Source organism: Rhizobium sp. CB3060 (assembly GCF_025200735.1).
Taxonomy (GTDB): domain Bacteria; phylum Pseudomonadota; class Alphaproteobacteria; order Rhizobiales; family Rhizobiaceae; genus Rhizobium.
The window spans coordinates 458,261-483,759 of sequence record NZ_CP104159.1 but is presented as its reverse complement, the minus strand read 5'-3'; the positions used below and the strand labels follow the sequence as shown (position 1 = coordinate 483,759).

The window sequence follows — 25,499 nt, the reverse complement described above, 5'->3', positions numbered from 1 at the left end:
TTTCAGGCTCCTCCCGAGAGTGTCATTAGAGCTCGTCGACCGTGCGCGGGAACACCGACTGAAAGCCTTCCGCATATTGGGCCGCACGGCCGCCGGATTGGCCGCCGGAATTGCGCTGGAAATGGTTGGCACGGTTCTGGGCGACGCGGGTATAGAACTCCCACAGATGCTCCTGCCCTTCCATGCATTCGATGGCGGCCCGCTTCTTATCCCAGACGGAGGTGATGTCGAGGAACACGTCCGGCTTCCAACCCATCTGCTCCGTCTGATGCGGCTCGAACAGATAGAGCTGCGGCGCACCGAGGACGCTTTCGCCGGGATTGTGACCCCAGGCCTGCGCGATCATGCGGGTTTCGAGCGCGATCTGCGTCGCATACATATGGTCGGTATTGTAGGGATCATATTGCGAGTGGCTCAGCATGAAGGAGGGCTGCACCTTGCGGATCACGTCGACGAGGCGGTACTTGTCCTCGTCCGTCATGCGCAGGGGATAGTCGCCGAGGTCGAAGCAGATCAGGTCATTGACGCCGAGCGCCTGCGCGGCCTTTTCCGACTCGGCACGCCGCGCAGCCTTGACGCGATCGAGCGTCATATCCTTCTGTTTCCAGAGCTTGGCGGACTCGCCTCGCTCGCCGAAGGACAAGCAGACGACGGTGACCTCATAACCCTTGTCGGCATGCAGGGCGATCGCCCCTCCACAGCGCCAGACGAAATCTGCAGCATGGGCACTGATCACCAACGCGGTCTTCTTGTCGGACATGGAAACCTCCTGTTTTTCGAAACCGTATGTCGCTCCGAACCGGCTGCTTGCCAATTTTCTTTCGAAGCCTTGCCCATAAGTTTTTGCTATAACGAATAGCGACGCGATCTTTCTTGATCTAAAGCCAGCACTGACAGAATGGTCGTGGGATGGATGGATGATGAACCACTTCAAGATCGGCATGATCGGATTCGGCGAAGCGGCACGCGCATTCGCATCGGGCTGGACGCGACCTGACGGCGCGATGCTTGCCGCCTATGACGTCAAGATCGCTGATCCGCATCGTGCCGACCAAATCGTAGCGGCCTGCGCCGAACTGAACGTCCGGCATGCAGATGAAGCCCGGCAATCACTCTCTGACGCCGAGATTATCTTCAGCCTCGTCACCGCCGATCAGGCTTTGCCTGCCGCAAGAGAGGCGGCAAAATGGCTCAAGGCCGGGGCGCTCTATTTCGACTGCAATTCCTGCTCACCCTCCGCCAAGATCATCGCAGCCGAGGCGATCGAAGCGGCAGGCGGCCGTTATGTCGATGTCGCCATCATGTCACCCGTGCATCCGGCCCGCCATCTGACGCCACTTTTGGTTTCCGGTCCCCATGCCGAAGCGGCTATCGAGGCACTTGAGCATCTCGGGATGAAACCGAAACCTGCGGGCGAGAAGGTGGGGCAAGCGTCCTCGATCAAGATGCTGCGTTCCGTCATCATCAAGGGCCTGGAGGCTCTGACGGCTGAAGCGATGCTCGCGGCTCGTCGTGCCGGCGTGGAAAACGCCGTCATCGCTTCATTGCAGGCCTCCGATCCCGGCATAGATTGGGCCAAGCGCAGTTCCTACAACCTCGAACGAATGATGGTGCATGGCGCACGCCGGGCAGCCGAAATGCGGGAAGTTGCCGCGACGGTCCGTGATCTCGGGCTTCCGGACAGGATGTCGGCAGCCATCGCTGATTGGCAGGATGAGATCGCAGCACTCTCCGTCCCAGCAGATATCGACGACCTTGCAAGCCGAGCCGACAGCATCCTCAAACGGATGGATGAGGAAAGGGACAAGGAGGCTGCGGCGATCCGATGAGGCACAATCTGCGGCACCTGCGCGTTTTCCTGGCCGTCGTCGAAACGGGCTCCGTCACACGCGCGGCCGAGATCTGCTACGTATCCCAGCCGGCGGTCACGCAGGCCATATCCAAGATCGAAAAGACGCTCGGATATGCGTTGTTCACGCGCTCGCCGCATGGCCTCTTCATCAACGAGGAGGGCAAGCTCCTGGTTCTACGCGTACGGCGCGCCTTCTCCTATCTCGATCCGGCGCTGACCGAGCTTGCCTCCAGGCTCAAGGTCACGGCCACTTCGGCGCAACTCGAAGCCCTGGTCGCCGTCAGAGAGCTGGAGAATTTCACGCTTGCGGCGCGGCGGCTTGGGGTGGCGCAGCCGACGGTGCATCGCGCCGTGAGCCAACTCGAAAAGGAGGCCGCGCGTCCCCTGTTCGAGAGAACGTCCTACGGGATGGTTGCCACGCGCCTGGCGCAGAACCTGGCGCAGGCAACCCGCCTCGCCTTCGCCGAATTGCATCAGGCAGAGGCGGATCTCGCCGAAGCCCGGGCGCAGGAGTCCGGGCTGATCGTCGTGGGCGGCATGCCTCTGTCGCGCTCCTTCATCCTCCCGTCGGCGATCGCCCGGTTTCGCAAGAAGCGGCCGAAGCTACCGATCAAGATTGTCGAGGGCGTCTACGCCGAACTGCTCGGCGGGCTGCGGCGCGGCGAGATTGATTTCCTGATCGGAGCGATGCGCAATCCCCTTCCCATCGACGATGTCGAGCAGGAAACGCTGTTCAATGACATCGTGGTGATCGTCGCAGGCAAAAGCCATCCGCTCGTCGGCAAATCCTCGATATGCATAGGCGACCTGGCATCCTATTCTTGGGTCGTCGCAACCAGCGGCACGCCGATAAGAGCCCATTTCGACGCCCTGTTCCAAGGGCAATCGCAGGGACCGAGAAGCGTGGTCGAGTCCAGCTCGCTGATCCTCATGCGCGAGCTGCTCGACCAGAGCGACCATCTCGGCTTCATCTCCGGCGGCCAGGCGGCGGCGGAAATCGAGCGCGGCCTTATGGCATCCCTGCCCTTCGATCTCGCCCATACCGAACGGCCGATCGGCATCACCATACGCAAAGGATGGCTGCCCACGGCCGCTCAGGCAGCCTTTCTCGACGACATCCGTGAGGAAGCGGGAGCGAGACAAAGCCGGCTATAGCCTTCCCTTAAGACGCTTTCCTCCAAGACATGCCGCGCGGCATGTGAACCTCTTTGATGCTCGCGCGCCTGCGCGTTACCAGCCACCTCAAGAGGTGGGACCATCCCTTTAGCCGCGTGACGCCGCGACGCGGCATTGCGAAGGTTTGGACGTTTGCGATTTCCGGGACCACCTCGCTTGGGGCGCTGGCACTCTATAGCCGCTGCTTATACCCCGGCCCTCTGATTGGATTGGAGGTGATGGTGCAAGACGCGTACTGCTTGGCCCGTCAACGAAGCGCGAGGGGCAGAGGAGGTTGACGGCAAGCGTCGATCAAGCGCTTTCGCAAAGCCATTCCTCGAGCGGATCGATGCCTGGATGATCCAAGCACAACGCCGTTCGAGAGCGCCCAGCCATCAGCCTCGTGCGGACACGCGCAACCATCATGTCGGAGGAGTACATGACACAGCCAGCCGTCCTGGAGATCAGGTCTTACATCAACAGCCGCCCGATGTCGCGAATGCAATGGACACTGACTGTTCTCTGCTTCCTCATCGTCTTCTGCGACGGCATGGACGTCGCGATCATGGGCTTTCTTGCTCCGGCCATCACGGGCGACTGGGGCATCTCCAAGCCTGCCTTTGGACTTGTTATGGCTGCGGCGCCGGTTGGCCTGGCCATCGGCGCGATCTTTGCAGGTTCCTCTTCCGATTGGTTCGGACGTCGCCGCGTATTACTCGGCTCGGTCTTCGCCTTCGGCATCTTGAGCCTGCTAACGGCGCTTACTCAAAGTCCCACTGAGATGGCGGTACTCCGTTTTCTGACCGGCCTTGGCCTCGGCGCCGCAATGCCCAATACGACAACGCTGCTGTCGGAATACGTGCCAGAGCAAAAGCGCTCCGTTATTCTGGCGATCATGTTCACCGGCTTCAACTTCGGCTCGGCGATCATCGGCTTTGTCGCGGCATACCTGCTGCCGACGTTCGGCTGGCATTCGGTGCTCGTCTTCGGCGGCATCGTGCCGCTCGCGCTTTCCGTGATCTTGTTTTTCGTGCTGCCGGAATCGGCCCGCTTCATGGTCGTCCGCGGAGCTCCCACCGATCGCATCCGCAATCAGCTCGCCGGCGTGACCGGTCAGGACCTGAAAGCCGTATCCGAATTTACGCTGGATGACGAACGGGTGACCGCGGCGCAGCCTGTTGCGCTCCTCTTCACACCCACGTTCATCATACGCACGCTGACGCTCTGGCTGTGCTACTTCATGGGTCTGCTGGTCATCTACCTGACGACAAGCTGGTTGCCGACCATGATCAAGGATGCCGGAATGCCGATCGAAACCGCGGCCAGCGTCACCGCCATGTTCCAGCTCGGCGGCACGATCGGTGCGGTTGTCGTGGGCTTTGCCATGCACCGGATCGGGTCGAAGAGCGCGATCTCCCTATCCTATCTGCTCGGCGCCGTCGCTCTGATCGTGCTCGCATTCACCGGCCTGACCTCCGTTGCCCTCGCGCTGATTGTCGGCATAGTCGGCTTCTTCATGAGCGGCGGCCAAACGGGTCTCAACGCCTATGCTCCGGGCCGCTATCCCACCTTTGCCCGTGCGACCGGTGTGAGCTGGATGCTGGGCGTCGGCCGGCTGGGCAGCATTCTGGGGTCGTCGATCGGCGGTCTGTTGCTCGGCTTCGGCTGGGATTTCCGTGGCATCTTCTGCGCGCTCGCCGTTCCGGCGGCAATCGGGGCCGCCGCCATCCTGCTGAACGAACTCCATGCCGCCCCGCGAACCCAGGAAGCCACGCGATGAAATTGTGCCGGCTCGATCATCGCGATCGAGCCGGCGAAAAATGATTTTTTCTATAATGCCAGACACGGCAGGGGACAGTGGGAAGGGCGCATGGCGTGTTCCCTGCCGTGCTTTATAGAAGGCTGCATTGACAGCGGAAGCGTTCCGTAGACAGTCTTCTGATGGCCGCACTGGGAGCGGCACGTTGGAGAGCTAAGGGAGAAGCTCGCCGCGCATCGAACATTTGGTAGCGCGCTTTGTTCCCGGAAAGCGGACCTGACGGCAAATTTAGAATAATCCAACTATGCGGCCGTTGCCTGCTCGCCAGCCGCTGCGATGCAGTCACGGCCCTTCGTCTTGGCACCATAGAGTGCTTGGTCCGCGGCCCGCACCAAATCGGCGACACTTGCGAACGTCGATCCATCGGACATGTTTGCCACTCCGATGCTGGTCGTCACGATCGATTTGCTGCTTGCGCTGTGTGGTATTGCGAGTTGATTGAGGGTCGAGCGCAGAACCTCGGCGAGGTTCAAGGCGCCGTCTCTGTCCGTTCCAGGCAGAACGATCGCAAATTCTTCGCCCCCAAAGCGCGCCGCAAGGTCGGACGGTCGTGTGACAACCGAACGGAGAATGTCGCCGATGGCCTTGAGGCATTTGTCGCCCTCAAGATGACCGTAAGTGTCGTTGAAGCTCTTGAAATGATCGATGTCTATGAGCAGCAGACTAAGGGGAGAGCTGTTTCGGCGTGCGCGGGCAAACTCCGTTAGGATCACTTCGTCGAATACCCGGCGATTGGCAATACCGGTCAATGCATCGGTATAGGCAAGCCCGGTCATCTTCTGAGCAAGCTGCTTCAATTGTTCCTCAGAATGCTTCATCGACGTGATGTCCGAGACCACCACCAGAGCGGATCCATCGGACGCCAACCGGGTGCGCAGGCTGAGCCAGCGTCCGTCGAACAGAGGAATTTCAGTGTCGCGCGTCAGGAAAAGCTGCGCGGCGGAAGCCTGTATCCATTCTTCGCTGACGTCAGGGCTGACATCGATCCTCTCCGCATTTCGCACCACGGCTCGGACAATATCCGAAATGTGCGCACCCGGCTTTCTGGCATATCCCGAGCGAGGAAATGCGGCGCGGTACTGATCATTGCAGAACACCAGCTTGCCGTCCGGATTGAACATGGCGAGCCCGTCAGACATTTCCGCCATCGCCTGCGAAAGCACATTCTTGCTTTCGACGGCTTCTTGTATCAGGCGCTTTTCCTCGGTGATGTCACGCGTCACTCCGGCAAGCCCGATCAAATTGCCATAGCGATCTCGCAAAGGCACCTTTGACGTCAGAAACCAGCGCTTTCGGCCGTCTTCGACGACATAGGGCTCCTCGAAATCCACCATCGGATCTCCCGTCGACATGATCTCCTGTTCGCGATCGAAAAACGCCTGCGCCATTTCGCTAGGATAGAGATCGAAATCGGTCAGACCGGCCATGTCAGACGATTTCGTGCGACCGTGGTTTCGTGCGACGTTCAGGTTGGCTACCAGGAAACGGCTCTTGCGATCTTTGACATAATAGAGGTCGGGCGCTTGAGTAAGTGCAGCCCGCAAGATGTCTCGCTCGACGGTGAAGGCGTGGAAGTAGGTGATAACAGAGGCCGCGACCAAGGTTGCAACGAACCCCATAGCGATGAATCCGAGAGCTGTGATCGGGGAGCCATTGCCGCGATATGCAAGGCTCATTGCCACGGAAACCGAAGCTACAGTGAAGGCGGAGGCGGCAATTCTCTTGAAATTCATCGGCTGCCGGCGAAACAAGAAATGCATCGACGTCCCGAGGAGCGACACGACCGCGATCGAGATCAGGCCCGGTTGAAGGCCCGCGCCGCCCATGGAGATCCGATAGGCTGCCGTAAGCATGCCGGTGACCAAGATAGCCAGCGGCCCGCCGTAAACAGCCGACACGGCAAGCAAGGTGGAGCGTAGATCGACATAGTAGCCACTATCGATTTCGACGGACAACGCCATGGAAACGATCGCTCCCAGTCCCATCATCAGACCGAAGGCGATTTTGGCCTGGACCTCAGAAAGACGATAGAGCCGGTAGTGGAGGTGCATCCACACCGAAATGAGAAGCGAGACGGCTGCAACATTGCCGATCAGAACTTGCCAGGCCACAATCATTTATCCAAAATTTTAAAAGAACTTAGCTTGGATTCTTTGATGAAGTCTGAATCTTCGCGGTTGCACGAATTCCTCCAGAACTATCCGTCAAGGCACGTAGCGACAAATCGCAGGTTGCTCCATCCGTCATTCCGTCCATATCAAAGCCTGGACGAACAAACGAAGAAAAATTTTGTAATGAATTTTTGCTGAGAGGGTTACAGCAAACTTCGTTCGCAACAATCCCCCGCGAAGAAATACTTGGAAACATAAAGACGCATGCCGTTTATATGCTCCGACTAGCTTTGCATCAGTGAATTGAAGCGAATTCGAAGGCACTGATCATGAGGCACTTGCGTATTGTCGCAATCTTAATGTCAACAACCATCGGCGGCATGATTGTTCCGGCTCTTGCCCAGGAGTCTCCAATCCCGAGCATCGAACAGGGACCTGTCGGTGCTGAGAGGATGGGACCTCCGCCGGTGTGGATGGGGCCGGAACGAGGGCCATGCCCCGGCTTTCGCGGCGACCCTCGGTTGGGCGGCCCTATGATGGCATTTGACAACGGTTTGCCCTTCCCGCCGCCTCACGCGCCGCCTCCCGATTTCCCGCCTCGGCCGGATCACGCATTGGAGCTTGCAAGCAGGCTATCGGCGATGGAAACGCTGATCGGTATCCATGTCGCCCAGCTTGATGCCTGGAGGGACTATACCGCCGCATTGACAGACCTTCTCGATGTTCCGGAGCAAATGCCACCGAAGCCCGTTTCGGAGACCGAAACGAAACCATCGGCGCCTGATGCCGGTTCGAGTAAATCGTCCGAATTGTTCGGCGAAGAGATTGCCGATCACATGCTGGACCGTGCTGCCAAGGCCCGCGTGCTGAAAGATAAAGCGGCGGCACTTCGCTCCGTTTTGACCACTTATCAGCTCAAGAAGCTTGAGGATGCTGAACGGTCGCTCGATCCAGGTCCTGGCCGGTTCCACTAGGAGCCGGAAGCTTCCGCCTTTATGGACAAGCCATTCTATCTCCACCCGACAGGGATTGACCCCCCGGACGTAATTTGTCCGATCTCTGTCAGTTGGAAGGAGCGACGACCCCAGAAAAGGCGGCATGGTCCGGGGAGCCCCGCCCCGGCATCCCCGGACCAATCCCTTATCAAGAATACCCGCCGAATGCTCGCTTTACAGTGCGGAAGAAGCCCTGATAGAGAGCCAGGCGTTGATCGCCACCGATTATGTCGCCCTCAACAAGGTTCTGGGCGGAGGCTGGGAGGCGAGGTCGATACCTTCGGACCCGCCATGGCCGACGCCAACAGCGGTCCGCACCATGCTGAACTCCCTAAGCCCGATGACGATACGAACCGAACTGAAAGAAGCTGACCGAGCCTTATTGCGCGCGCGACCGTTGGGCACCCCGCGAAAAAACCGGTTTCGGCGGCCAGGCTTGGCTTTCGCCATATTCGCTCTGCTTGCCGCCGCTGCATTCCTGTTTCACGACGATATCTTCGCCCAAAAGAGCTCGTCCGCCATCACCGCCACGGTTGCGCGAGGGGATGTCGAGGAAGCGGTGCTTGCGTCGGGGACGTTCAAACCGGTCAAGCTGGTCGCGGTCGGCGCGCAGGTCTCGGGGCGGATTACCGCGCTGAATGTCAAGCTCGGCGATGAGATCAAGAAGGATACGCTAATTGCCGAGATCGACTCCACGACGCAAAACAACGATCTGAAAACCGCTCAGGCCTCGCTCGCCAATGTCAAGGCGCAGCGCGAGGAAAGCGAAGCCGACCTTACCAATGCGCAACAGACGCTGACGCGGCAGCAGACGATTTTTCGCAATCAAGCCGGCTCCAAGGCGGATCTCGATAGTGCGGAGGCCAGCGTCAAGAAGATCACCGCCCAGATCGCTGCGCTCGATGCGCAGATCGTTGCAGCAGAAGTCGCGGTGGAGACGGCGCGGGCCAATCTATCCTACACGCGCATCACCGCACCGATGGACGGGACCGTGCTTGCCATCGTCAACCAGCAAGGCCAGACGGTCAATGCGGCCCAATCAGCGCCGACGATCGTCATTCTCGGCCAGCTCGACACGATGATCGTTCGCACCGAGATATCGGAGGCCGACGTCGTCAGGACCAAGGTGGGCCAGCCGGTCTATTTCACCATCCTCGGAGATCCCGCCACCCGCTACGATGCCGTGCTGCAATCGATTGAGCCGGCGCCGGAATCGATCACCAGCGACAGCAGCGTCACCTCTTCCAGCACGACCTCATCCAGCAGCACGTCGACCTCCTCCTCATCGTCGTCTGCGATTTACTACAACGGCATCTTCGCCGTATCGAACCAGGACAACCGTTTCCGCACCTATATGTCGGCTGAAGTCCATATCGTGCTTGGCGCGGCGAAAAATGCGCTGGTCATTCCATCATCGGCGCTTGGAGCGAAAGCCGCTGACGGATCCTACAATGTGCAGGTGGTCGCAGCGGACGGACAGCAGACCTCCAGAAAAATCATCATCGGCCTCAACAACAACGTCACCGCCGAGGTGCGGTCGGGCCTCTCGGAAGGCGAGCGCGTCGTTATCGGCGAAGCAAGCACAAGCACGACGACCAGCAGCAGTGTCGGCGGGCCACCGCCGCCCATGGGGTTCTGAGCGATGGCTGTCCCACTCATAGAACTGAAGGGAGTGAGCCGGGAATACCAATCCGGCGACCGTACCATTGCCGTGCTGAAGGACATCGATCTGTCGATCGCCGAAGGAGAGATGGTCGCCATCGTCGGCCCTTCCGGTTCCGGCAAATCGACGCTCATGAACATCATCGGCCTGCTCGATCGCCCCACCGACGGCGCCTATGCGATCGCCGGCACCGATACGCATCGGCTCGACAGCGATGCGCTTTCAACGCTGAGGCGGGAGCATTTCGGCTTTATCTTCCAGCGCTATCATCTGCTTTCCGAGCTGAGCGCGCTTGGCAATGTCGAAGTCCCGGCGATCTATGCCGACCAGCCAAATCAGGCGCGGCATGCCCGCGCCATCGCGCTACTCGACCGTCTTGGCATGGGCGACAGGACCGGGCACAAGCCGGGTCAGCTTTCCGGCGGCCAGCAGCAGCGTGTTTCCATTGCGCGTGCCTTGATGAACAACGGCAATGTCATCCTCGCCGATGAGCCGACCGGCGCGCTCGATCAGCAAAGCGGCGATGAAGTGCTTGGCATCCTTTCTGAGCTGCATGCCGAAGGCCATACCGTAGTGATCGTCACCCACGACATGAAGGTCGCGGCCCGCGCGCAGCGCGTCATCGAGATTTCCGACGGCCACATCGTCGCCGACAGGCGCTCATCCGACAAAAATACGCGGGTTTCTAGCAATCACGGCTCCATGTCCGAGAAGGAGCGCGGTAGCGCTGGCTGGCGTGAGCTGGGCAACCGGTTGCGCGAGGCCTTTCTCATGGCGATCCTCGCCTTGAAGGCGCATCGGCTGCGCACATTCCTCACCATGCTCGGCATCATCATCGGCATCGCCTCGGTCGTTTGCGTCGTTGCGCTTGGGGAAGGATCGCAGCGCAAGGTCTTGGCCAATATCAACAATCTCGGCACCAATACGCTGGAGATTTTTCCAGGCAAAAGTTTCGGAGATATCCGTTCAGGGCGCATAAAGACCCTGGTGGTCGCCGATGCCGATGCCCTGGCCAAACTGACCTATGTCGCCGCCGTCACGCCGACCGTTTCGACCAGCAAGACGGTCCGGTTCGGCTCGACGGAGGCCAATGCGCTGATCAATGGCGTGGGCGACGCTTATTTTTCGGTCAAGGGTTCGAAACTTGTGGCCGGACGGCTGTTCGACGCAGACGGCGTGCGACGGATGGTGCAGGATGCCGTGATCGATCAGAATACGGCAACAACGCTCTTTGCAAGCAAGGGCCTCGATCCCACCGGGCAGGTGATATTCGTCGGCCAGTTGCCTGTCCGCGTCATCGGCGTCATCGCCTCGCAGCAGGGTGGTTTCGGCTCCAGCGACAATCTGTCGATCTATCTTCCTTATACCAGCGTGCAGGCCCGGTTCCTCGGCGATATGTCGCTGCGCAGCGTCACCGTGCGCGTCAAAGACGATACCGAAAGCACGCTCGCCGAGGCCGCGGTGACGCAATTCCTGGAGCGCCGGCACGGCACCAAGGATTTTTTCGTTCTCAATACCGACGACATCCGTCAGACGATTGCAAGCACAACGCGGACGCTGACCCTGCTTGTCTCCGCAATTGCCGTCATCTCGCTGCTTGTCGGGGGTATCGGCGTCATGAACATCATGCTCGTCTCTGTGTCCGAGCGTATCGCCGAGATCGGCGTTCGCATGGCAGTCGGTGCCCGCCGACAGGATATATTGCAGCAATTCCTGATCGAGGCCGTGCTGGTCTGCCTCCTGGGCGGCGCGCTAGGGATTGCCCTTGCGCTTGGCTTCGGCCTTGCCTTCAACCGGTTGGGGTCAAACTTCGCCATGGTCTATTCGGGAAGTACCATCGCACTCGCATTTACCTGTTCCTGTGCGATCGGGCTTACCTTCGGCTACCTGCCGGCGCGCAATGCGTCAAGGCTCGATCCCGTGGCAGCTCTTTCACGAGACTGATCGTGGCTGACTAGAGCAAATCCTGTTCAATCTGGGTCATATCCAGCGGCCTTAAAGTAGTTTGCGCATTCTGCCGCAGTGAAGCGAGGCATCAAGGCCCCGACCGCATCCCATAGAGCATCGATCTTTCGCTCGGCTCGGCCTCGCAACATGGCTTTCAGCTTCGAGAATGCGTTCTCGATTGGATTGAAGTCCGGGCTATAGGGCGGAAGGAACATGAGCTTGGCGCCGGCACGTTCGATGGCATCGCGGACACCGGCTATCTTGTGTGCAGGCAGGTTATCCATAATGACCACGTCGCCGATCTCCAGGGTCGGCACCAGCACCTGTTCGACATAAGCAAGGAAGACGTTGCCGTTCATCGCGCCATCGTAGACGAATGGTGCGGTCATTCCGCTGAGCCGCAACGCACCGGTGAAAGTCGTTGTTTTCCAATGGCCGTGCGGCACGCCGGCACGGCAACGCTCACCTCGCAATGCACGTCCGCGCAGACGTGACATCTTGGTCGAGAGGCCGGTTTCGTCGATGAAGATCAGTTTCTCCGGATCGAGGTCCAATTGACCATCGAACCAGGCGCGCCGGCGCTTCAGGACGTCCGGTCGGTCCTGCTCCAGTGCGTGTGCGGTCTTTTTTTAAAGGTCCACCCACGGCCTCGGAGCCAGGCGCCAAGTGCGCTGCGGCTGATCTTCACCTGCCGCTCGAAGGACAAGCGCTCAACCATCTCATCGAGCGTCACATCCCTACGCTCGTCGATCAACGCGACAACGAATTCCTCGTGTGCATCCACTGCCGAAGGTCGTCTCCAGCCCTGTGGCCGAGCAGTTAACTCACCCTCTTTCGCTCTTGCGATCCAGCGGATCGCTGTCGAAATCCCAACACCGAAACGAGCCGCAGCCTGCCGAGCCGACATGCCCGACGCAGACGCTTTCAAAACTCGTATTCGGAGATCATCGCTCAGGGCCTGTCCCATCATCCACCTCTCCGCTGTGGATGTTGAATCAGCTTCGACCGGCCCCGTCACCTCACAATCGATTCATCAATCGCAGGACATGCTCTAGAATCTCAGTATGTAAAGATTGATCATTCGTCTCATAGAAAGAAAAACCGGCTTCGCCATTCATGTTGGGGGCGTCTGACGAAGCCGGCATGCGGGTGACCAGAGCATTTGAAGGCTCAGGACCGCATATGAATTTACAGCAACTATCGTCGAAAGTGTTTCCGAACGTTGCGGAAACAAGGCATTTTTAGGAAATTTCTTGTCCGGACGTTTCCAATATAACCGAAGCCCCTTGTATTTATCCAGTACATCTTTCGATGCATCCATATATCACTCTGGATTTATTGATATGTTTTGCAGATTGCTGGAATACATCATTCGCGACAAGCAAAATTACATTCGATTTCGCGCGTTCGACTATTTACGCTCAATTAATGCACTACGCATCATGGTCTGGCTTCCGAATAACGAAGCAACGATCAGGACGTAAAATGGTCAGTGCAATCTCTGCAGCGACAACGGGATCTCAGTTGAGCTCCACCTCCACAACTTCCTCAACCTCGGACGATGCCGCGAAGATTGAGGCACAGATCGCCGCGAAGAAGGCGCAGCTTGCCAATACAAAAGACCCTGACGAGGCTGAAACGCTGCAAAAGGCCCTCGCCGCCTTGGAGGCAAAACTGGCCAAGCTGGAAAAATCCGCCGGCGAGCAGTCGAGCACCGCCGGTCAATCTACCAAAACTGGCACTGCTTCGAATACCAGCTCCGAGTCCACCTCTTCGAACAGCAAGCAGCAATCATCGCTTTCGGGCGAAAGCGATCGCATAGGATCAACGAATTTCGACAAGGATAGCGAATTTGGAGACCGGACGGCCTATGTTTGATAATAGGCGCCCACGCTGAAACGGGACTCCGCCATTGAACAAAGGCGGCCTCTCAACCAGCGGCGGGTCTATCGCTGCGGTTCTTGAATGCAACCATCTGCTCCAGACCTCTCGGGTGCCGATTGCGCACGGTGATCTCACCTTCGAACCTGGAAATGATTTCCTTGGCGATGGCCATACCAAGGCCCGCTCCCGGGAAAGACCGCTGCCGTGCGATATCGATCCGAAAAAATGGTTCGAACACTTGGCTCAAGCGTTCTTCCGGAATGCCGGGTCCTGTATCGACTATTGTGACGATTGCCTTGTCGCCGGAGCGAGTGACGGTAACGATTGCCGATTGACCATGCGTTGCGGCGTTGATCAAAAGGTTGCGCAGAGCCCTTGTGACCGCCAGAGAGCCCGCGCAAATCGTCGCGGGCTGCAGTTCGCCGGCTTTGACAGCCATGCCCATCGCCGTCAGCTCCGACACGATGTTTGCCACGATCGTATCGAGCCTTACGCACTGCAGGCTGTCCTTGGAGATTTCCTCGCGTACCAATCCGATGGCGCTATCGGCGATCGTGTCGAGCTCTTCGAGGTCGGCGAGCCATTTCAGCCGATCCTCATCATCCTTGATAAATTCAGCGCGCAATCGCATGCGCGTCATGGGTGTTCTGAGATCATGCCCGGCGGCTGCGACCAGCCGCATCCGGCTCTCGGTTGCAGCCTTCACCCTTGCCGATAGTTCGTTGAGTGCGCGTGCCGTGACGCGAATTTCGCCCGGACCGGTTTCCGGAACATGCGGGAGCGTCCCGTCCGGACCAATTTCGGCTGAAGCGCGCTCAAGCAGGCGAAGCGGCTTCATTATCTTCGATGCGGCAAATATTGAAATCAGGACACTGCCTGCAATGATGAGGCCGAGCCATCCCGCCAGTATCTTCCACCCCCCAGGCGGCGGGCCTAGTTCCGGCAACGGCATCACCATCCACTTGCCATCGGGAAGGTAGAGAGAGGCAATCATAGTACCGGTCGGTTGGCGAGATACGGTCGCCACCCGAACGTCGCCGGTTCGGCGCAGGCTTTCCATCAGAAATCCGGAAAGCGGTTCATCGGGTTGCCCGTCTGCGGGAGCAGCAGCTATGACTACGCCAGCAGCAATCGCCGCAGCCCTGTCTTTTTCCGCGAGCTTTGCAAGTATGGAGAGCTGATGGGCCATCGGCTCCATGGTTGCTTCCGGCCGCGGCCCTCGCATGACCAGGTTTGCCGCAAAAGACGAGGTGATGACCACCAGAACGATAGCCGTCAGCAAGAGTATCGCCAGCCGGGCGCCTAGAGACCTCATGGATCGCCCTTAACGGCCGTCACCGGGACAACGAGCTGATATCCGCCGTTTCGGATCGTTCTGAACACTGGCTCCTCGGCCGTCTCCCCCAGCTTGCGGCGCAATCGGCTCATCAGCACGTCGATCGAACGATCGGCCGGGTCGCGATCACGCCCCTGCGTCAAGTCGAGCAGCTGGTCTCGCGACAGCAGCCGGCCGGCTCGTTCGATAAAGGCCTTGAGCAGATCGAATTCGGCTCCGGTCAATGAAATAACTTCGCCGTTGTCCCTGGTGACGCGGCGAAGCTGCGGATCGAGGGTCATCCCGGCAAAAAGAAAGCGACGCTGCTCCGGCTCGGAAGAGGGATCCTCGTTTACCCGGCGCAGGACCGCCCGAATACGCGCTGCCAGCTCTCGCGGGTTGAACGGTTTGCCGAGATAGTCGTCCGCGCCGATCTCAAGCCCCAAGATCCGATCGATGTCTTCCTTGAGAGCGGTCAGGAGAATGATCGGGACACGAGGACGGCGGTTTCGCAGATCGCGGCAAAGATCAAGGCCCGATCCATCGGGCAGCATGACGTCCAAAACGAGGAGATCCGGGGGGCGCCGATTAAGGGCATCGTTGCAGCCGCGGAGATCGCTTGCCGTCGAGACACGAAAGCCCTGCTCCTCGAGATATCGGCTCAGAAGCGCACGAATTTCGTGGTCGTCGTCGACAATCAAGATGTCAGGCGCGGTGGTCACAGTCATAGGCAATATTCCGTTTCTTCAGACTTTTATACAAACTCCTCTCCAAAAGAAGGTTTTTCGCTGGCGAAACCAGCGAAAATTCTTGCCGGAAACATTGGTTTACAAAATTCCTCACCGTGGAAACGTTGAGCAAAAAATCGGGCCGCTTAAGCGCGCTCAGGGAGGTCGCGTAGGCGGCGATGATCGCGGCCGAGCGAAGGCCTGGTCGGGAACTGCCTCAAGTGCGATTCCACCGTTTGACAAAGGACGACTGTTGCCGGATCGTGAATGCGAGATATCTGAAATAACAGACGTCTCGTAGCCGGCCACAGGAACGCGGCCCGGGAGTTCGAAGCCAAACATAGTCTGCACGAATCTGGGAGGATAACGTGAACGATCATGTCTATAAGAAAGTGGAACTAATCGGCAGTTCCAGAACCTCGGTGACCGACGCGATCGAAACGGCGATTTCGCGCGCCTCGAAGACTATGAGGAACCTCGAATGGTTCGAGGTGGATCAAATCAGGGGACACATCAAGGATGGCGCGGTCGCGCATTATCAGGTGGTGATGAAGGTCGGGTTTCGGATCGACGATTGATCCTTGAGCGATCCGTTCTTCGCAAATACGAGCTAGCCGCCGGGGCGAGCGCTTGCCCCGGACAGGTGCGCGTTTGTAGATTTTAGACGCTACGATTTCACAACCAACGAATGACATCAGCGCCAAGGCTAGGGCATATTCCCGCCTGCCGGCCGTGGACAGCGTTGTCGACGACCATCGGCAAGCACGGTAGAAGCGCTCTGAATGGCAATAAGGTATTAGGAAATGTCCTCACCCAGATCAGTTTATCATTTCAACTCCGCCATCGTTCGCGAGCCATCGCGCTCGGTCGTTGATGGCCTGCGTGCCGGGGAGCATGCCGGCCCGACTTATGAAGGCGTAAAAGCGGAGCATGACGACTATATTGCCGCTATGCGCGACGCTGGTGTGAAAGTGACCATCCTGCCCGCGCTGGAGGCCTTTCCCGACTCCATCTTCGTCGAGGATCCCGCTCTCGTGTTCACCGAGGGTGCGATCCTGCTTCGTCCGGGCGCAGCAAGCCGCGCGGGCGAGTCAGCGGCCATCGCATCCGCCTTGCGTGAGAGGTTCGACATCGTCCTCGATCTCCCGGGTCACGGGTTCGTCGACGGCGGCGATGTTCTGACGACACCAAAGGGTGTCATGATCGGCCTTTCGGCGCGAACCGACAAAGCGGGCGCCGAGGCTCTCGCCGGCTGCTTAGATAAGCTCGGCCGCAAAGCCGAACTGGTTGCCACGCCAGAAGGCGTGCTTCATTTCAAGACCGATTGCTCGCTGCTGGACGAGGAAACCGTGCTCTCGACCGCCCGCCTTGCACGCTCCGGCGTCTTCAAGGATTTCAAGCAGATCATCATTCCGGAAGGCGAAGAGCCGGCGGCGAATGCTCTGCGTGTCAATGACGTCCTGATGGTCCCTTCCGACTATCCGCGCACGCTGGAGATGCTCGATAAGCTCGGTTACAGGATTGCACCGATGAAGACCACCGAAATCGGCAGGATCGATGCAGGTCTCTCCTGCCTGTCGCTGCGCTGGTATCGCGATGGCAAATAGTCTCGATGTGCCCATTTTCGTCCAACGGCGCGAGGCTTAGCCGGGTTCCTGATCGTCGGATTTTGACGCAATCTCGCTCAAAGCCTTCTGAACCGCGCTGATCAGGGACGGCATCGAATAGGGTTTCTGCAGCCACGCAAGCGGGCACGCCGGGCCGGCGCGCTGGATGATGTCGTGGTCGGCGTGAGCCGTCGCGAAAATGCAGCGAATACCGTGGTCTCTGAAGAGCTCCAGCGCCGCATCCACGCCGTCGCGTTTGCCCGAAAGCCTTATGTCCATGATCGCCAGAGCCGGTCGACGCGCAACGGCGAGCCGGATCGCCTCCTCCGCCGAGGAGGCGATGCCCGCGAGCGAATATCCCGCAGCGGTCAGTGTCGCCTCAACGTCCATGGCGATAAAAAAATCATCTTCGACGATCAGAATGGTATCGTTACTCAAGATCAGCCCTGCCTCTCAGCCATTCGCGAAAACGCGACACTGCAGCGCGTCGGCGAACCTGAGCTTACGGTGAAAGTGGCGCCGAGCTGGCGGGCAAGGCCTTCAACCAGCCGAAGGCCGGATGATCTGTGACGCACCGAACTCAGTTCGAAACCCGGTCCGTCATCCTCAACGGAGAGAACGTCGGCCTCCCCTTCCTGAAGCAGCGAGACCCGAACGTTAAAATCAGCATCGGCGGCACCGCCGTGCTTGAAGGCGTTGGTGACCAGCTCGTTGATAATCAGCGCAAGTGGCATGGCGGCGTCATTGGGAAGCTCGCCGGCATCGGCCTTGCGGGTAATTGTTGCGTATGATGGCAGGGTCTGTTGCACGGCAAAGCAGACGGCATCCAGAAACTGCGGCAGACTGAATTTGGTCGCATCGATCGTATCGTACAAGACGCGTTGGGCAGCCGCCATCGCGCTGATCCGGCCTGTCGCATCCTCGAGGATTTGCCGCGCCTCTTCGCTCTGGCTCCGCCTTGCGGCGCTTGAAAGCAAAGACTGCAGCATTTGCATGTTGTTCTTGACCCGATGGTTGAGTTCGTTGAGCAGCATTCTCTGCTGTGTTTCGGCTTGCTTGCGCTCGCTGATGTCCACCAGCATGTTGATGCCGCCGACAATATTGCCATCCGCGTCGTATATCGGCGTCGGGTGGGGAATGAACGGAACACGCGTGCCGTCGGGCCGTTCCGACACGGCTTCGACACCGCGCACCGCCCGCTTCTCCTGGAGGGCGATCGCCATGGGGCACTTTTCATGCGGCAGCGGCTTTCCGTCCGGCCAATAGAGCTTCCAACTGATAGCCCACGCATCGCTGCCGAGCGTCGGAGTGCGGCCGGCGAACTCCACCGCCGCCTGATTGAAATATGTGATCTTACCCCGTGCGTCCGTCGTATAGATCGCCGCCGGAATGGCTGCCAGGAGATCCTGAAGCTGCCGTTCGCTCGCTCGAATCCTGGTCTCCGCTTCCTTGCGCTCGGTAATGTCGCGGGCGATCTTGGAGGCTCCCACAATCCGCCCTTTGGCGTCGCGGACCGGGGATATGGTCAGCGAAATATCCACAAGGCTGCCGTCCTTGCGCCGTCGCACGGTTTCGAGGTGATCGATCATTTCGCCGGTGCGGATGCACCTTAGAATTTCCGTCTCTTCATCCATCCGGTCCGGCGGAATGATAATGGTGATCGATTTGCCGATCACCTCATTGGCGGCATAGCCGAACAGCCGTTCCGCGCTGCGGTTCCAGGTGGTGATTATGCCATCAAGATTCTTGCTCACGATCGCATCGTGCGAGGATTCGACGATCGAGACCAAATGCTGCGCCGCCTTCTGAGCCCGCATTCGCTCGATGCCGAAAGCAAGCTGACGCGCGAGCGCCAACCCTATGTCGATCTCCCCGTTCGTGAAGACATGCGGTTTATCGAAATATGCCATGAACTTCCCGACAAGCTTTCCACTATCCAGCAGGGGAATGAAGGCCATAGCCCGTATCTCTTCAGCGAGTATGGTTTTCTTCAAAGATTCCGGGAGCGCTGCCCGCCTGATGTCCGCAATGTAGATGGGCTGCGGATTTTCCTCATTCGCTTTCCAAGGCGAATGGCCTTCAACAGCCGCACGATAGGCGTCGGACAACCCCCTCCAAGCCACGAATTGCAAAATCGAGGCGCTGTCGTACAAAAGGATCGATGAGCGTTGGCACCGCAACGCCTCTTGAATGGCATCCAGAGCCAGTTCGTAGACATCACCAAGGGATCGCGCATGCTGCAACCTGTCTGTGAGCCGGTAGAGTGCCGCCTGCTCCTGGATGCGGGCGGCGAGCTCCTCCTGCACCTGCTTGCGCTCGGTTATGTCGTGCTGGACGCGCACCGCATAGAGAAAGCGTCCGTCCGCGTCGCGAACGCTCGATGAGGTAACCGAGGTCCAGAAGGAGCTGCCATCCTTTCGTAAAATCCGCTTCTCGACGGAGTATCGATCGATGTTGCCGGCGACCTGACGCTGAAACTGCTCACGATCATGCTCGACATTCTCAGAAAACGTCTCGTCAAAGATCGACCGGCCGATGAGCTGGTCGGCGGTCAAATCCATCAATTCACAAAGCCGCAAGTTGACGCGCAATAGTCGCCCGCCGGCATCGATCTCTGCGATGCCGCTACCGGCATGCTCGTAAGTGGTTGCAAGCCTGCGCTCCTGCTCGTGGAGAAGAGCCTCGGCCTCGGCCCGATCGGTGACGTCGATCATAAAGCAGCGTGTGCCGGTTGCTCTCCGATCGCGGGCGCGGCCGTTCGACGTTATCAATACATGGCGGACCGAGCCATCCTTTGCCTGCAACTTGGCGGGATACTGGCTGATCGGCCGGTGATTGCGCAGGCAATCGAGAATGTCACCGATGACTGACGGATCGAGATGATAGTCCTTGATATTGTGGCCAACATATTCGCCTTCGGCATAGCCAAGCATGGCGAGTTCGGCCTGGTTGGCGCGGAGTATCACTCCGTCATCGGCTACGACATGCAGACCGACGGCGCTGTTCTCAAAAAATTCGGAGAGATCTTCGTTCGCGTTATGAAGGGCTGTGGTTTCGTGGAAACAGTTGATGGCGCCGATCAATTTGCCTGTTTCGTCTTCCACCGGGTCGATGTGAACCATGGCCCAGATGGAGGAGCCGTCAGGCCGCTCGACTCTTGCTTCGACACCATGCACCGGAGCGCGGGTGCGCAACACGGTTGCCATCGGTGTTTCGTCCCGACGAATTCGCCGGCCGCCAGTGTAAAGGCGGTATGAGCCGCAATATTTCTCACTGTCATCGCCGATGAGAGGCGAGCGGCCCCATAAAGTAGCGGCAAGTGAATTGAACCAGAGGATACGACCGTCGGCATCGCAGGCGTAAATTGCCACGGGCAGCCTTTCGATGAAGTCCTGGCTGACCTGCAATGCCGTTGGATTTCCAACAAAGGAGAGGAAATTTGCCGAGGCTGGCGCTGAATTTGATTCCATGCTCATCGCCATCCCCCCATATAGGCAGAATAACGACGATAATGCCGGTACCGTTGAAAGGTTCCATTGACGCCACCGGTCACCGCGGAAGCAAATTCCCAAATACAGTCATCAGGTTCAGGCGACATCAGCGGAGCGACCTTCGACCATCTTTCTGATCGTCGAAGCACCTGGTCAAACCAATCGTCCTCCGTTCAGCTTCATGCCCCGTGAGGCGTGATTTGATTTTCTCCCCTCATCCGCATGTCGCGGGCACGACCCAGGGCGTCGGCAACTTGCTTATCGCTGAACGGCTTTGGAATAATCGCAAAGGCGCCGCCGAATCCCTGCCGGATCGCCTCGGGTATTCCGGTTACGAAAATAACCGTTGTATGAAAGCGATCGATCAGTCGGCGGGCGAGCTGGGGGCCGCTTTTTCCCTCCGAAAGGCCGACATCGACCAAGGCAATATCGGCGCGTCTGGCATAGGCCAACGCCTGCTCAACGCCGGATGCCGGGCCGAGAACCGAAAACCCGGCATCGGCCGCTATTTTCTTAAGTTGGAGGGCGACGAGTCCCTCGTCTTCGACAATCAACACGTTCATAGTGCATACTCCTCCTCCATAATTATCTAGGTGCTGACCGCCGCTTTTCCATTTGTGGAAGCATTTCATCGGTCGGGGCAGCTCCCTTGCGTCGGTTTCACGCAGGAACGGCGCTGTTGCAGATATGACTGCCGGCTGACGTAAATCTTTGTGCTGCGCTTTCGGACGGCGGTGATGCCGAACTGCCGGTCGACCAGACGCACGTCCTCCACAATGCCACCTTTATATCGCCACGGGGAAGCATGGTTTTGGGACGGCTTCAGTCTATCGCAACGGTGCAGGCAGCAATGTTGCTTCCGGTCTATTGCCGTCCCTGCGGCAGCGGACAGCTCAGACCGCATCCGCCGATATCCGGAAGGCAGTAGCGCAAGCAACAGACTTTGCGGCGTTTGAATGGAAGGCCACTCTCGTCCTGCATGCTGCGCAGGGTACCACATAACGGGTTCTTCTCGCCATCAGGAAACGTGGGATCGGAAAACAGCGGCGCCCCTTCCTCAGCCAATGCGGGAGCGCTTTGACGGCCCGTTTCATCGATGATCCAATCGAGATAGCCAGCCGCATTTCCCCAGAGCAGCTTGCCGCTTAGATGGGCATGATGGGAAATCGCATTGGCCAAGGGTTCTATGTGCTGCCGCACAAGGGGTCTTATTGCGGCGTGTATGTCGAGTTCCCGCACCTGTCCGAGATTGGGCAGAAGAAACGATACCGGCGTTGCCGTTTCCCGGTCGAGGCATAGCGAGACCTCGTCAAGCGAGACCGGCAGACAGCGTCGCAGCTCGAGCCATGCGAGCGCCGTGTTGATGGTCAAGATGCTGAAGTAATAAAGGGTCCAGAGCGACACGATGGCGCGGCGATCGGCCGGCAAAAATTTCGCCCCGTATCGGTCGATGATGCTGTTGAAGCAATCTGCTTCGCAAAGCGCCGAGCACGCGATGACATCGCAGCCTGCCGGCGCGTCCAGCAAGAATTTCCCGCGGCAGAAACCGTATTTCTCTCCGCCATGGTGGACCAACAGCGCACCGAGATCGCGCTCGCCGTCCGCATCCTTTGATGCGGACGGTATCGGTTGCTTCGATGAGGCTTGGGCGGAATTCAATCGCTCGCTCAATGTCTCACCAAGTATATTTCAGTGTTCCAATGACCTTGCGTCGATCGCCGTAGTACTCGGTCCCATAGTAGCTGGTCGCGACATACTTGCGGTCGAAGAGATTTGTGGCGTTGACCGCAAGCCTGACGTTCTTGGTCACGTTGTAGGTGACCGCCGCGTCAAACACGGTATATCCCCCGACGGAGACCGTGTTGGCGTCGTCGCCATAGGTCTGCCCGATATAGCGGACACCGCCGCCGAGGGTCAGATCGCCGCGCTGCCCTTCGCCGGGGATGGTGTAGTCGAGCCAGGCCGAGGCAAGATGTTTCGGGACGCGCTGTGGCCTGTTGCCGATATTTCCGCCCGTTCCATCTTCACGGATCTCGGCGTCCCAGTAGGAATAAGCCAGCGTAAGGTTGACACGATCGTTCAGGGCCGCCTTGCCCTCCAGCTCGATGCCGCGCACGCCCACTTTGCCGATCTGCTCCTGAATGAGCGGCGTCACGTAGGTCGGCACATTGGTCTGCGTCAGATCGAACAGGGCGGCGCTGAACAGTCCATCGAAATTGTCGGGCTGATATTTCAGGCCGACTTCATACTGCTCGCCCCGCTGAGGCTTGAGCGAACCGCTCAATGCATAGCCATTGGCGGATGGCGTCACGAGAGGCTGGAAGCTTTCAGAATAATTCACATAGGCGGCAAGATTGGAATTGATCTTGTAGGTCAGTCCGGCGCGCTTAGTGAATGCGGATTCGGTATTGTCGTCCCTAGTGCCGAGGTCAACGTAATCCGCGGTCGTGTGGACATGGTCCCAGCGCCCGCCAAGCGTGGCGATCCAGCGATCGTCGAAGGTCAGTTGCTCCTGCGCATAGAGCCCGACGGCCTGCTGCTTGACGCGCCAGTTTACGAAGGGATTGGGATTAATGCAGGAGAGACCGCAGTAGACCGGATTGTAGATGTCGATCGGCCCGGCTGTGCCATATTGGATGTTTTCGCGGGTGTTGTCGTTGGCATAGTCGATGCCGACAAGCGTCTTGCTGTCGAAAGCATTCCAACCCGTATCGTATTGAAGCTGGTTGTCGATCACGTAGCGGTTCGACAAGCCATCCACCGAGAAGGCCTGACGGTCGGCAGTCGGATCGAGGGAGGCTCCATAAACCTCGGCATAGTCGAGGCTGAGATGCGTGTAGCGGGCATTGGAGCGGAAGGTCAGGCCGTCGCTGATTTCATGCTCGAACTGGTAGCCGATATCGCTTTGGCGGGTGTTGAAGCGGTTGAAATCCGGTTCGCCCAGGAAGGTATTGATGTTGAGGTTGGCACCGGCCGGAAAACCGCGCGCGCCGGTTCCATTCCGCTTGTAGTAGTCGGTCAGAATGGTGAGCGACGTTCCTTCCTCGGGTTTGATGGTCAGAGCCGGCGCGATATAGAGACGATCGTCCTTGGAATAATCCCAGCCAAGGTCTCCATCCTTGGCGAGCGCCGTAAACCGATAACTCCAAACGCCGTCGGCATCGAGCGGCCCGCCGAAGTCGGTCCCGACCTCCTTGGTTCCGTCGCCGAAGGATGTGTAGACTTCACCCTGCTTTTCCTCTGGCGGCCGCTTCGTGATCGCATTGATGAGACCACCCGGAGCGTTGAGACCAAAAAGCGTCGAGGTCGATCCCTTCAGTACTTCCACGCGCTGCAGGCCATAGGGCTCCAGGCGGCTCGCCGTATACCAGGCGGGAACGCGGGCCGCGAGACCGTCGCGATAGGTGCCGAGCGCCGTCTGGTCGAAGCCGCGAATACGGAAATAATCATAACGGTCGTCATTGCCGAACTCGTCGGAGAGGACGCCTGCCGTGTAGGCCACGGCCTGTTGCAGGTTATCGACGTGGCGCTCTTCAAGTTCCTTTCCCGTTACGACCGAAACGGCCGCCGGGACATCGATGATCGGCGTGTCCGTCTTGGTGCCGGTGGTCGTCTCCTTGGCAACGATGGTGGCATCAGGACCGATTGCGCGGTTGGACTTGCCGACCACGACGATCTTCGGAAGTTCGGTTGCGGAATCCTGCGCCCAAGCCGCCGGCGCCAAGGCCAAGGAAACGGCTGTCAAAGCACTGCTGGCAATCAGATGTTTCGTTACACGACGCCCATCCGCGCAGTTTAAGGACGCGCGAAATCCTGCCTGCCGGATGATCACCATGCAAAGCCACTCCTGTCTGTCATTTTCTGGTCACGCAGCGGAGCAGCGGTCCCCGGCGATCCACCTGCGTTGCGCGCAAAATATAAACATAACCAAAAGAGTCAACTTAAAAATCCAATGCCCCACGCTTCGCTGAAAAGGCAGGCGAGACGTGTTAAGCAGGGATCGCAGAGGCAGAAAATAATACTTGATAACACAAGTCATCTTTAGTACCGACAGCACCTTGCCGCGAGGGACGACACGTGGAAAATCACAACGACATAGCTGGCGCAACTGCCTCGACCGAGGCGTTCGCAGCGCATCGCATTCGGCTTTCGATCGACGGAAACGACATTCTAAGCGATGTTGATCTGTCGTTTCCAAAAGGTGAGTTCGTCGCGCTTGTCGGGCATAACGGTTCGGGAAAATCCAGCCTGCTGAAAATCCTCGGCCGGCAGATCCTGCCGACGGCGGGTTCGGCGAGTTATGCCGGGCGGGACGTCCGCCTATTTCCGGAACGCGCCTTTGCGCAGTCCGTCGCCTATCTGCCGCAGGATGTGAGCGCCAGCGCCGACATGACGGTTCGGGAGTTGGTGCGCTGTGGGCGTTATCCTTGGCATGGCCCTCTTGGGCGCTTCTCTAGGACAGATGGGGAAAAGGTGGAGCAAGCGCTTGCCCTGACGCATCTCGAACCTCTGGCCGACCGCACCGTGGCAACGCTTTCCGGCGGCGAACGGCAGCGAGCATGGCTCGCCATGCTGGTCGCGCAGGATACCGAGTGCCTGCTGCTGGATGAACCGACCGCGGCTCTCGACATTGCCCATCAGATCGAGGTTCTGTCGCTGGTGCGCAGGCTCTCCCATGAAAAAGGCCTCAGCGTGATCATCGTCCTTCATGACATCAACATGGCTGCTCGCTTCTGCGATCGCATCTGCGCACTAAAACGTGGTCGCGTCGTCGCCAGCGGAAAGCCGGACGAGATCCTGATGCGTGAGCGACTGCAGGAAATCTACGGCATCGACATGGATGTCATCGCCGCGCCGAAGACCGGCTATCCGCTCGCCTATGCCTGCTGATTCCATTTCTCTTTCCGCGTTCTCACGTCGGGCCCTGCTGCG

The 25,499-nt window shown here is 58.8% G+C and carries 20 protein-coding genes; 10 read left to right on the top strand and 10 right to left on the bottom strand.

Annotation, left to right across the window (positions count from 1 at the left end):
- Positions 1-25: 25 nt before the first annotated feature.
- On the bottom strand, positions 26-760 hold the full coding sequence (locus N2601_RS21690; protein WP_260304854.1) for a PIG-L deacetylase family protein: 735 nt from the start codon (positions 758-760) through the stop codon (positions 26-28).
- 157 nt (positions 761-917) lie between these two features.
- Between N2601_RS21690 and N2601_RS21685 the strand changes: the two genes are divergently transcribed.
- From N2601_RS21685 to N2601_RS21675, 3 genes are all read left to right on the top strand, one after another.
- Positions 918-1,829, top strand: coding sequence for an NAD(P)-dependent oxidoreductase (locus tag N2601_RS21685; protein WP_260304853.1), 912 nt, complete (start codon positions 918-920; stop codon positions 1,827-1,829).
- Positions 1,826-3,007 (top strand): LysR family transcriptional regulator, encoded by a 1,182-nt coding sequence (locus N2601_RS21680; RefSeq protein ID WP_260304852.1) that lies wholly within the window; start codon positions 1,826-1,828, stop codon positions 3,005-3,007. The genes N2601_RS21685 and N2601_RS21680 overlap by 4 nt, the downstream gene beginning before the upstream one ends.
- Positions 3,008-3,446: 439 nt before the next feature.
- Entirely contained in the window at positions 3,447-4,787 is a 1,341-nt protein-coding gene (locus N2601_RS21675; RefSeq protein ID WP_260304851.1) for an MFS transporter, read from the top strand.
- Positions 4,788-5,068: 281 nt separating this feature from the next.
- Here N2601_RS21675 and N2601_RS21670 read toward each other — a convergent pair whose 3' ends face one another.
- Positions 5,069-6,943: a diguanylate cyclase gene (locus N2601_RS21670; protein WP_260304850.1), complete on the bottom strand. Its 1,875-nt coding sequence runs from the start codon at positions 6,941-6,943 to the stop codon at positions 5,069-5,071.
- Between the two features lie 527 nt (positions 6,944-7,470).
- Here N2601_RS21670 and N2601_RS21665 point away from each other — a divergent pair.
- The 3 genes from N2601_RS21665 (at position 7,471) to N2601_RS21655 (ending at position 11,539) form a co-directional block, all read left to right on the top strand.
- Positions 7,471-7,911 carry a hypothetical protein gene (locus N2601_RS21665; protein ID WP_260304849.1) on the top strand — a complete coding sequence of 147 codons (441 nt, stop codon included), beginning with the start codon at positions 7,471-7,473 and terminating at the stop codon, positions 7,909-7,911.
- Positions 7,912-8,251: 340 nt separating this feature from the next.
- On the top strand, positions 8,252-9,571 hold the full coding sequence (locus N2601_RS21660) for an efflux RND transporter periplasmic adaptor subunit (protein ID WP_260305224.1): 1,320 nt from the start codon (positions 8,252-8,254) through the stop codon (positions 9,569-9,571).
- Between the two features lie 3 nt (positions 9,572-9,574).
- Positions 9,575-11,539: a MacB family efflux pump subunit gene (locus N2601_RS21655; RefSeq protein WP_260304848.1), complete on the top strand. Its 1,965-nt coding sequence runs from the start codon at positions 9,575-9,577 to the stop codon at positions 11,537-11,539.
- 26 nt (positions 11,540-11,565) lie between these two features.
- On the opposite strand, the gene N2601_RS21650 is transcribed toward N2601_RS21655, so the two are convergent.
- A protein-coding gene (locus N2601_RS21650) for an IS630 family transposase (RefSeq protein ID WP_260303969.1) occupies positions 11,566-12,509 on the bottom strand; the annotation gives its coding sequence in 2 pieces (ribosomal slippage) (positions 11,566-12,173 and positions 12,173-12,509; 945 coding nt in all).
- 344 nt (positions 12,510-12,853) lie between these two features.
- On the opposite strand from N2601_RS21650, the gene N2601_RS21645 reads away from it, so the two are divergent.
- Positions 12,854-13,420 carry a hypothetical protein gene (locus tag N2601_RS21645; protein WP_260304847.1) on the top strand — a complete coding sequence of 189 codons (567 nt, stop codon included), beginning with the start codon at positions 12,854-12,856 and terminating at the stop codon, positions 13,418-13,420.
- A 52-nt stretch (positions 13,421-13,472) separates the two neighbouring features.
- Here N2601_RS21645 and N2601_RS21640 read toward each other — a convergent pair whose 3' ends face one another.
- Complete coding sequence (locus tag N2601_RS21640; protein WP_260304846.1) at positions 13,473-14,741, bottom strand: ATP-binding protein; 1,269 nt, start codon at positions 14,739-14,741, stop codon at positions 13,473-13,475.
- Positions 14,738-15,469 carry a response regulator gene (locus tag N2601_RS21635; protein ID WP_104826403.1) on the bottom strand — a complete coding sequence of 244 codons (732 nt, stop codon included), beginning with the start codon at positions 15,467-15,469 and terminating at the stop codon, positions 14,738-14,740. Before N2601_RS21635 ends, N2601_RS21640 begins: the two co-directional genes overlap by 4 nt.
- Before the next feature lie 368 nt (positions 15,470-15,837).
- Here N2601_RS21635 and N2601_RS21630 point away from each other — a divergent pair, with 368 nt between their 5' ends.
- Together N2601_RS21630 and N2601_RS21625 are read left to right on the top strand one after the other, a co-directional pair.
- Positions 15,838-16,047, top strand: a complete 210-nt coding sequence (locus tag N2601_RS21630) for a dodecin (RefSeq protein ID WP_104826402.1) — start codon at positions 15,838-15,840, stop codon at positions 16,045-16,047.
- Positions 16,048-16,272: 225 nt separating this feature from the next.
- Positions 16,273-17,076, top strand: coding sequence for an arginine deiminase family protein (locus N2601_RS21625; protein ID WP_260304845.1), 804 nt, complete (start codon positions 16,273-16,275; stop codon positions 17,074-17,076).
- Between the two features lie 36 nt (positions 17,077-17,112).
- Here N2601_RS21625 and N2601_RS21620 read toward each other — a convergent pair whose 3' ends face one another.
- The 5 genes from N2601_RS21620 to N2601_RS21600 all read right to left on the bottom strand — a co-directional run bounded on the left by N2601_RS21620 (position 17,113) and on the right by N2601_RS21600 (position 24,402).
- Positions 17,113-17,514, bottom strand: coding sequence for a response regulator (locus N2601_RS21620; protein ID WP_245464161.1), 402 nt, complete (start codon positions 17,512-17,514; stop codon positions 17,113-17,115).
- Positions 17,515-17,516: 2 nt separating this feature from the next.
- On the bottom strand, positions 17,517-20,546 hold the full coding sequence (locus N2601_RS21615; RefSeq protein WP_158704560.1) for a PAS domain S-box protein: 3,030 nt from the start codon (positions 20,544-20,546) through the stop codon (positions 17,517-17,519).
- Between the two features lie 200 nt (positions 20,547-20,746).
- On the bottom strand, positions 20,747-21,130 hold the full coding sequence (locus N2601_RS21610) for a response regulator (RefSeq protein WP_104826399.1): 384 nt from the start codon (positions 21,128-21,130) through the stop codon (positions 20,747-20,749).
- A gap of 301 nt (positions 21,131-21,431) precedes the next feature.
- Positions 21,432-22,238, bottom strand: coding sequence for a siderophore-iron reductase FhuF (gene fhuF, locus N2601_RS21605; protein WP_158704559.1), 807 nt, complete (start codon positions 22,236-22,238; stop codon positions 21,432-21,434).
- 4 nt (positions 22,239-22,242) lie between these two features.
- Positions 22,243-24,402: a TonB-dependent siderophore receptor gene (locus N2601_RS21600; protein ID WP_104826397.1), complete on the bottom strand. Its 2,160-nt coding sequence runs from the start codon at positions 24,400-24,402 to the stop codon at positions 22,243-22,245.
- Positions 24,403-24,644: 242 nt separating this feature from the next.
- Between N2601_RS21600 and N2601_RS21595 the strand changes: the two genes are divergently transcribed.
- Positions 24,645-25,457 (top strand): ABC transporter ATP-binding protein, encoded by an 813-nt coding sequence (locus tag N2601_RS21595; protein WP_445945027.1) that lies wholly within the window; start codon positions 24,645-24,647, stop codon positions 25,455-25,457.
- The last annotated feature ends 42 nt before the right edge of the window (positions 25,458-25,499 follow it).

Bases quoted from the DNA above. Each gene is read 5' to 3' on its own strand.
- N2601_RS21690 (WP_260304854.1), bottom strand. From the start codon at position 760: ATGTCCGACAAGAAGACCGCGTTGGTGATCAGTGCCCATGCTGCAGAT.
- N2601_RS21685 (WP_260304853.1), top strand. From the start codon at position 918: ATGATGAACCACTTCAAGATCGGCATGATCGGATTCGGCGAAGCGGCA.
- N2601_RS21680 (WP_260304852.1), top strand. From the start codon at position 1,826: ATGAGGCACAATCTGCGGCACCTGCGCGTTTTCCTGGCCGTCGTCGAA.
- N2601_RS21675 (WP_260304851.1), top strand. From the start codon at position 3,447: ATGACACAGCCAGCCGTCCTGGAGATCAGGTCTTACATCAACAGCCGC.
- N2601_RS21670 (WP_260304850.1), bottom strand. From the start codon at position 6,943: ATGATTGTGGCCTGGCAAGTTCTGATCGGCAATGTTGCAGCCGTCTCG.
- N2601_RS21665 (WP_260304849.1), top strand. From the start codon at position 7,471: ATGATGGCATTTGACAACGGTTTGCCCTTCCCGCCGCCTCACGCGCCG.
- N2601_RS21660 (WP_260305224.1), top strand. From the start codon at position 8,252: ATGCTGAACTCCCTAAGCCCGATGACGATACGAACCGAACTGAAAGAA.
- N2601_RS21655 (WP_260304848.1), top strand. From the start codon at position 9,575: ATGGCTGTCCCACTCATAGAACTGAAGGGAGTGAGCCGGGAATACCAA.
- N2601_RS21645 (WP_260304847.1), top strand. From the start codon at position 12,854: ATGCATCCATATATCACTCTGGATTTATTGATATGTTTTGCAGATTGC.
- N2601_RS21640 (WP_260304846.1), bottom strand. From the start codon at position 14,741: ATGAGGTCTCTAGGCGCCCGGCTGGCGATACTCTTGCTGACGGCTATC.
- N2601_RS21635 (WP_104826403.1), bottom strand. From the start codon at position 15,469: ATGACTGTGACCACCGCGCCTGACATCTTGATTGTCGACGACGACCAC.
- N2601_RS21625 (WP_260304845.1), top strand. From the start codon at position 16,273: ATGTCCTCACCCAGATCAGTTTATCATTTCAACTCCGCCATCGTTCGC.
- N2601_RS21615 (WP_158704560.1), bottom strand. From the start codon at position 20,546: ATGGAATCAAATTCAGCGCCAGCCTCGGCAAATTTCCTCTCCTTTGTT.
- N2601_RS21610 (WP_104826399.1), bottom strand. From the start codon at position 21,130: ATGAACGTGTTGATTGTCGAAGACGAGGGACTCGTCGCCCTCCAACTT.
- N2601_RS21600 (WP_104826397.1), bottom strand. From the start codon at position 24,402: ATGGTGATCATCCGGCAGGCAGGATTTCGCGCGTCCTTAAACTGCGCG.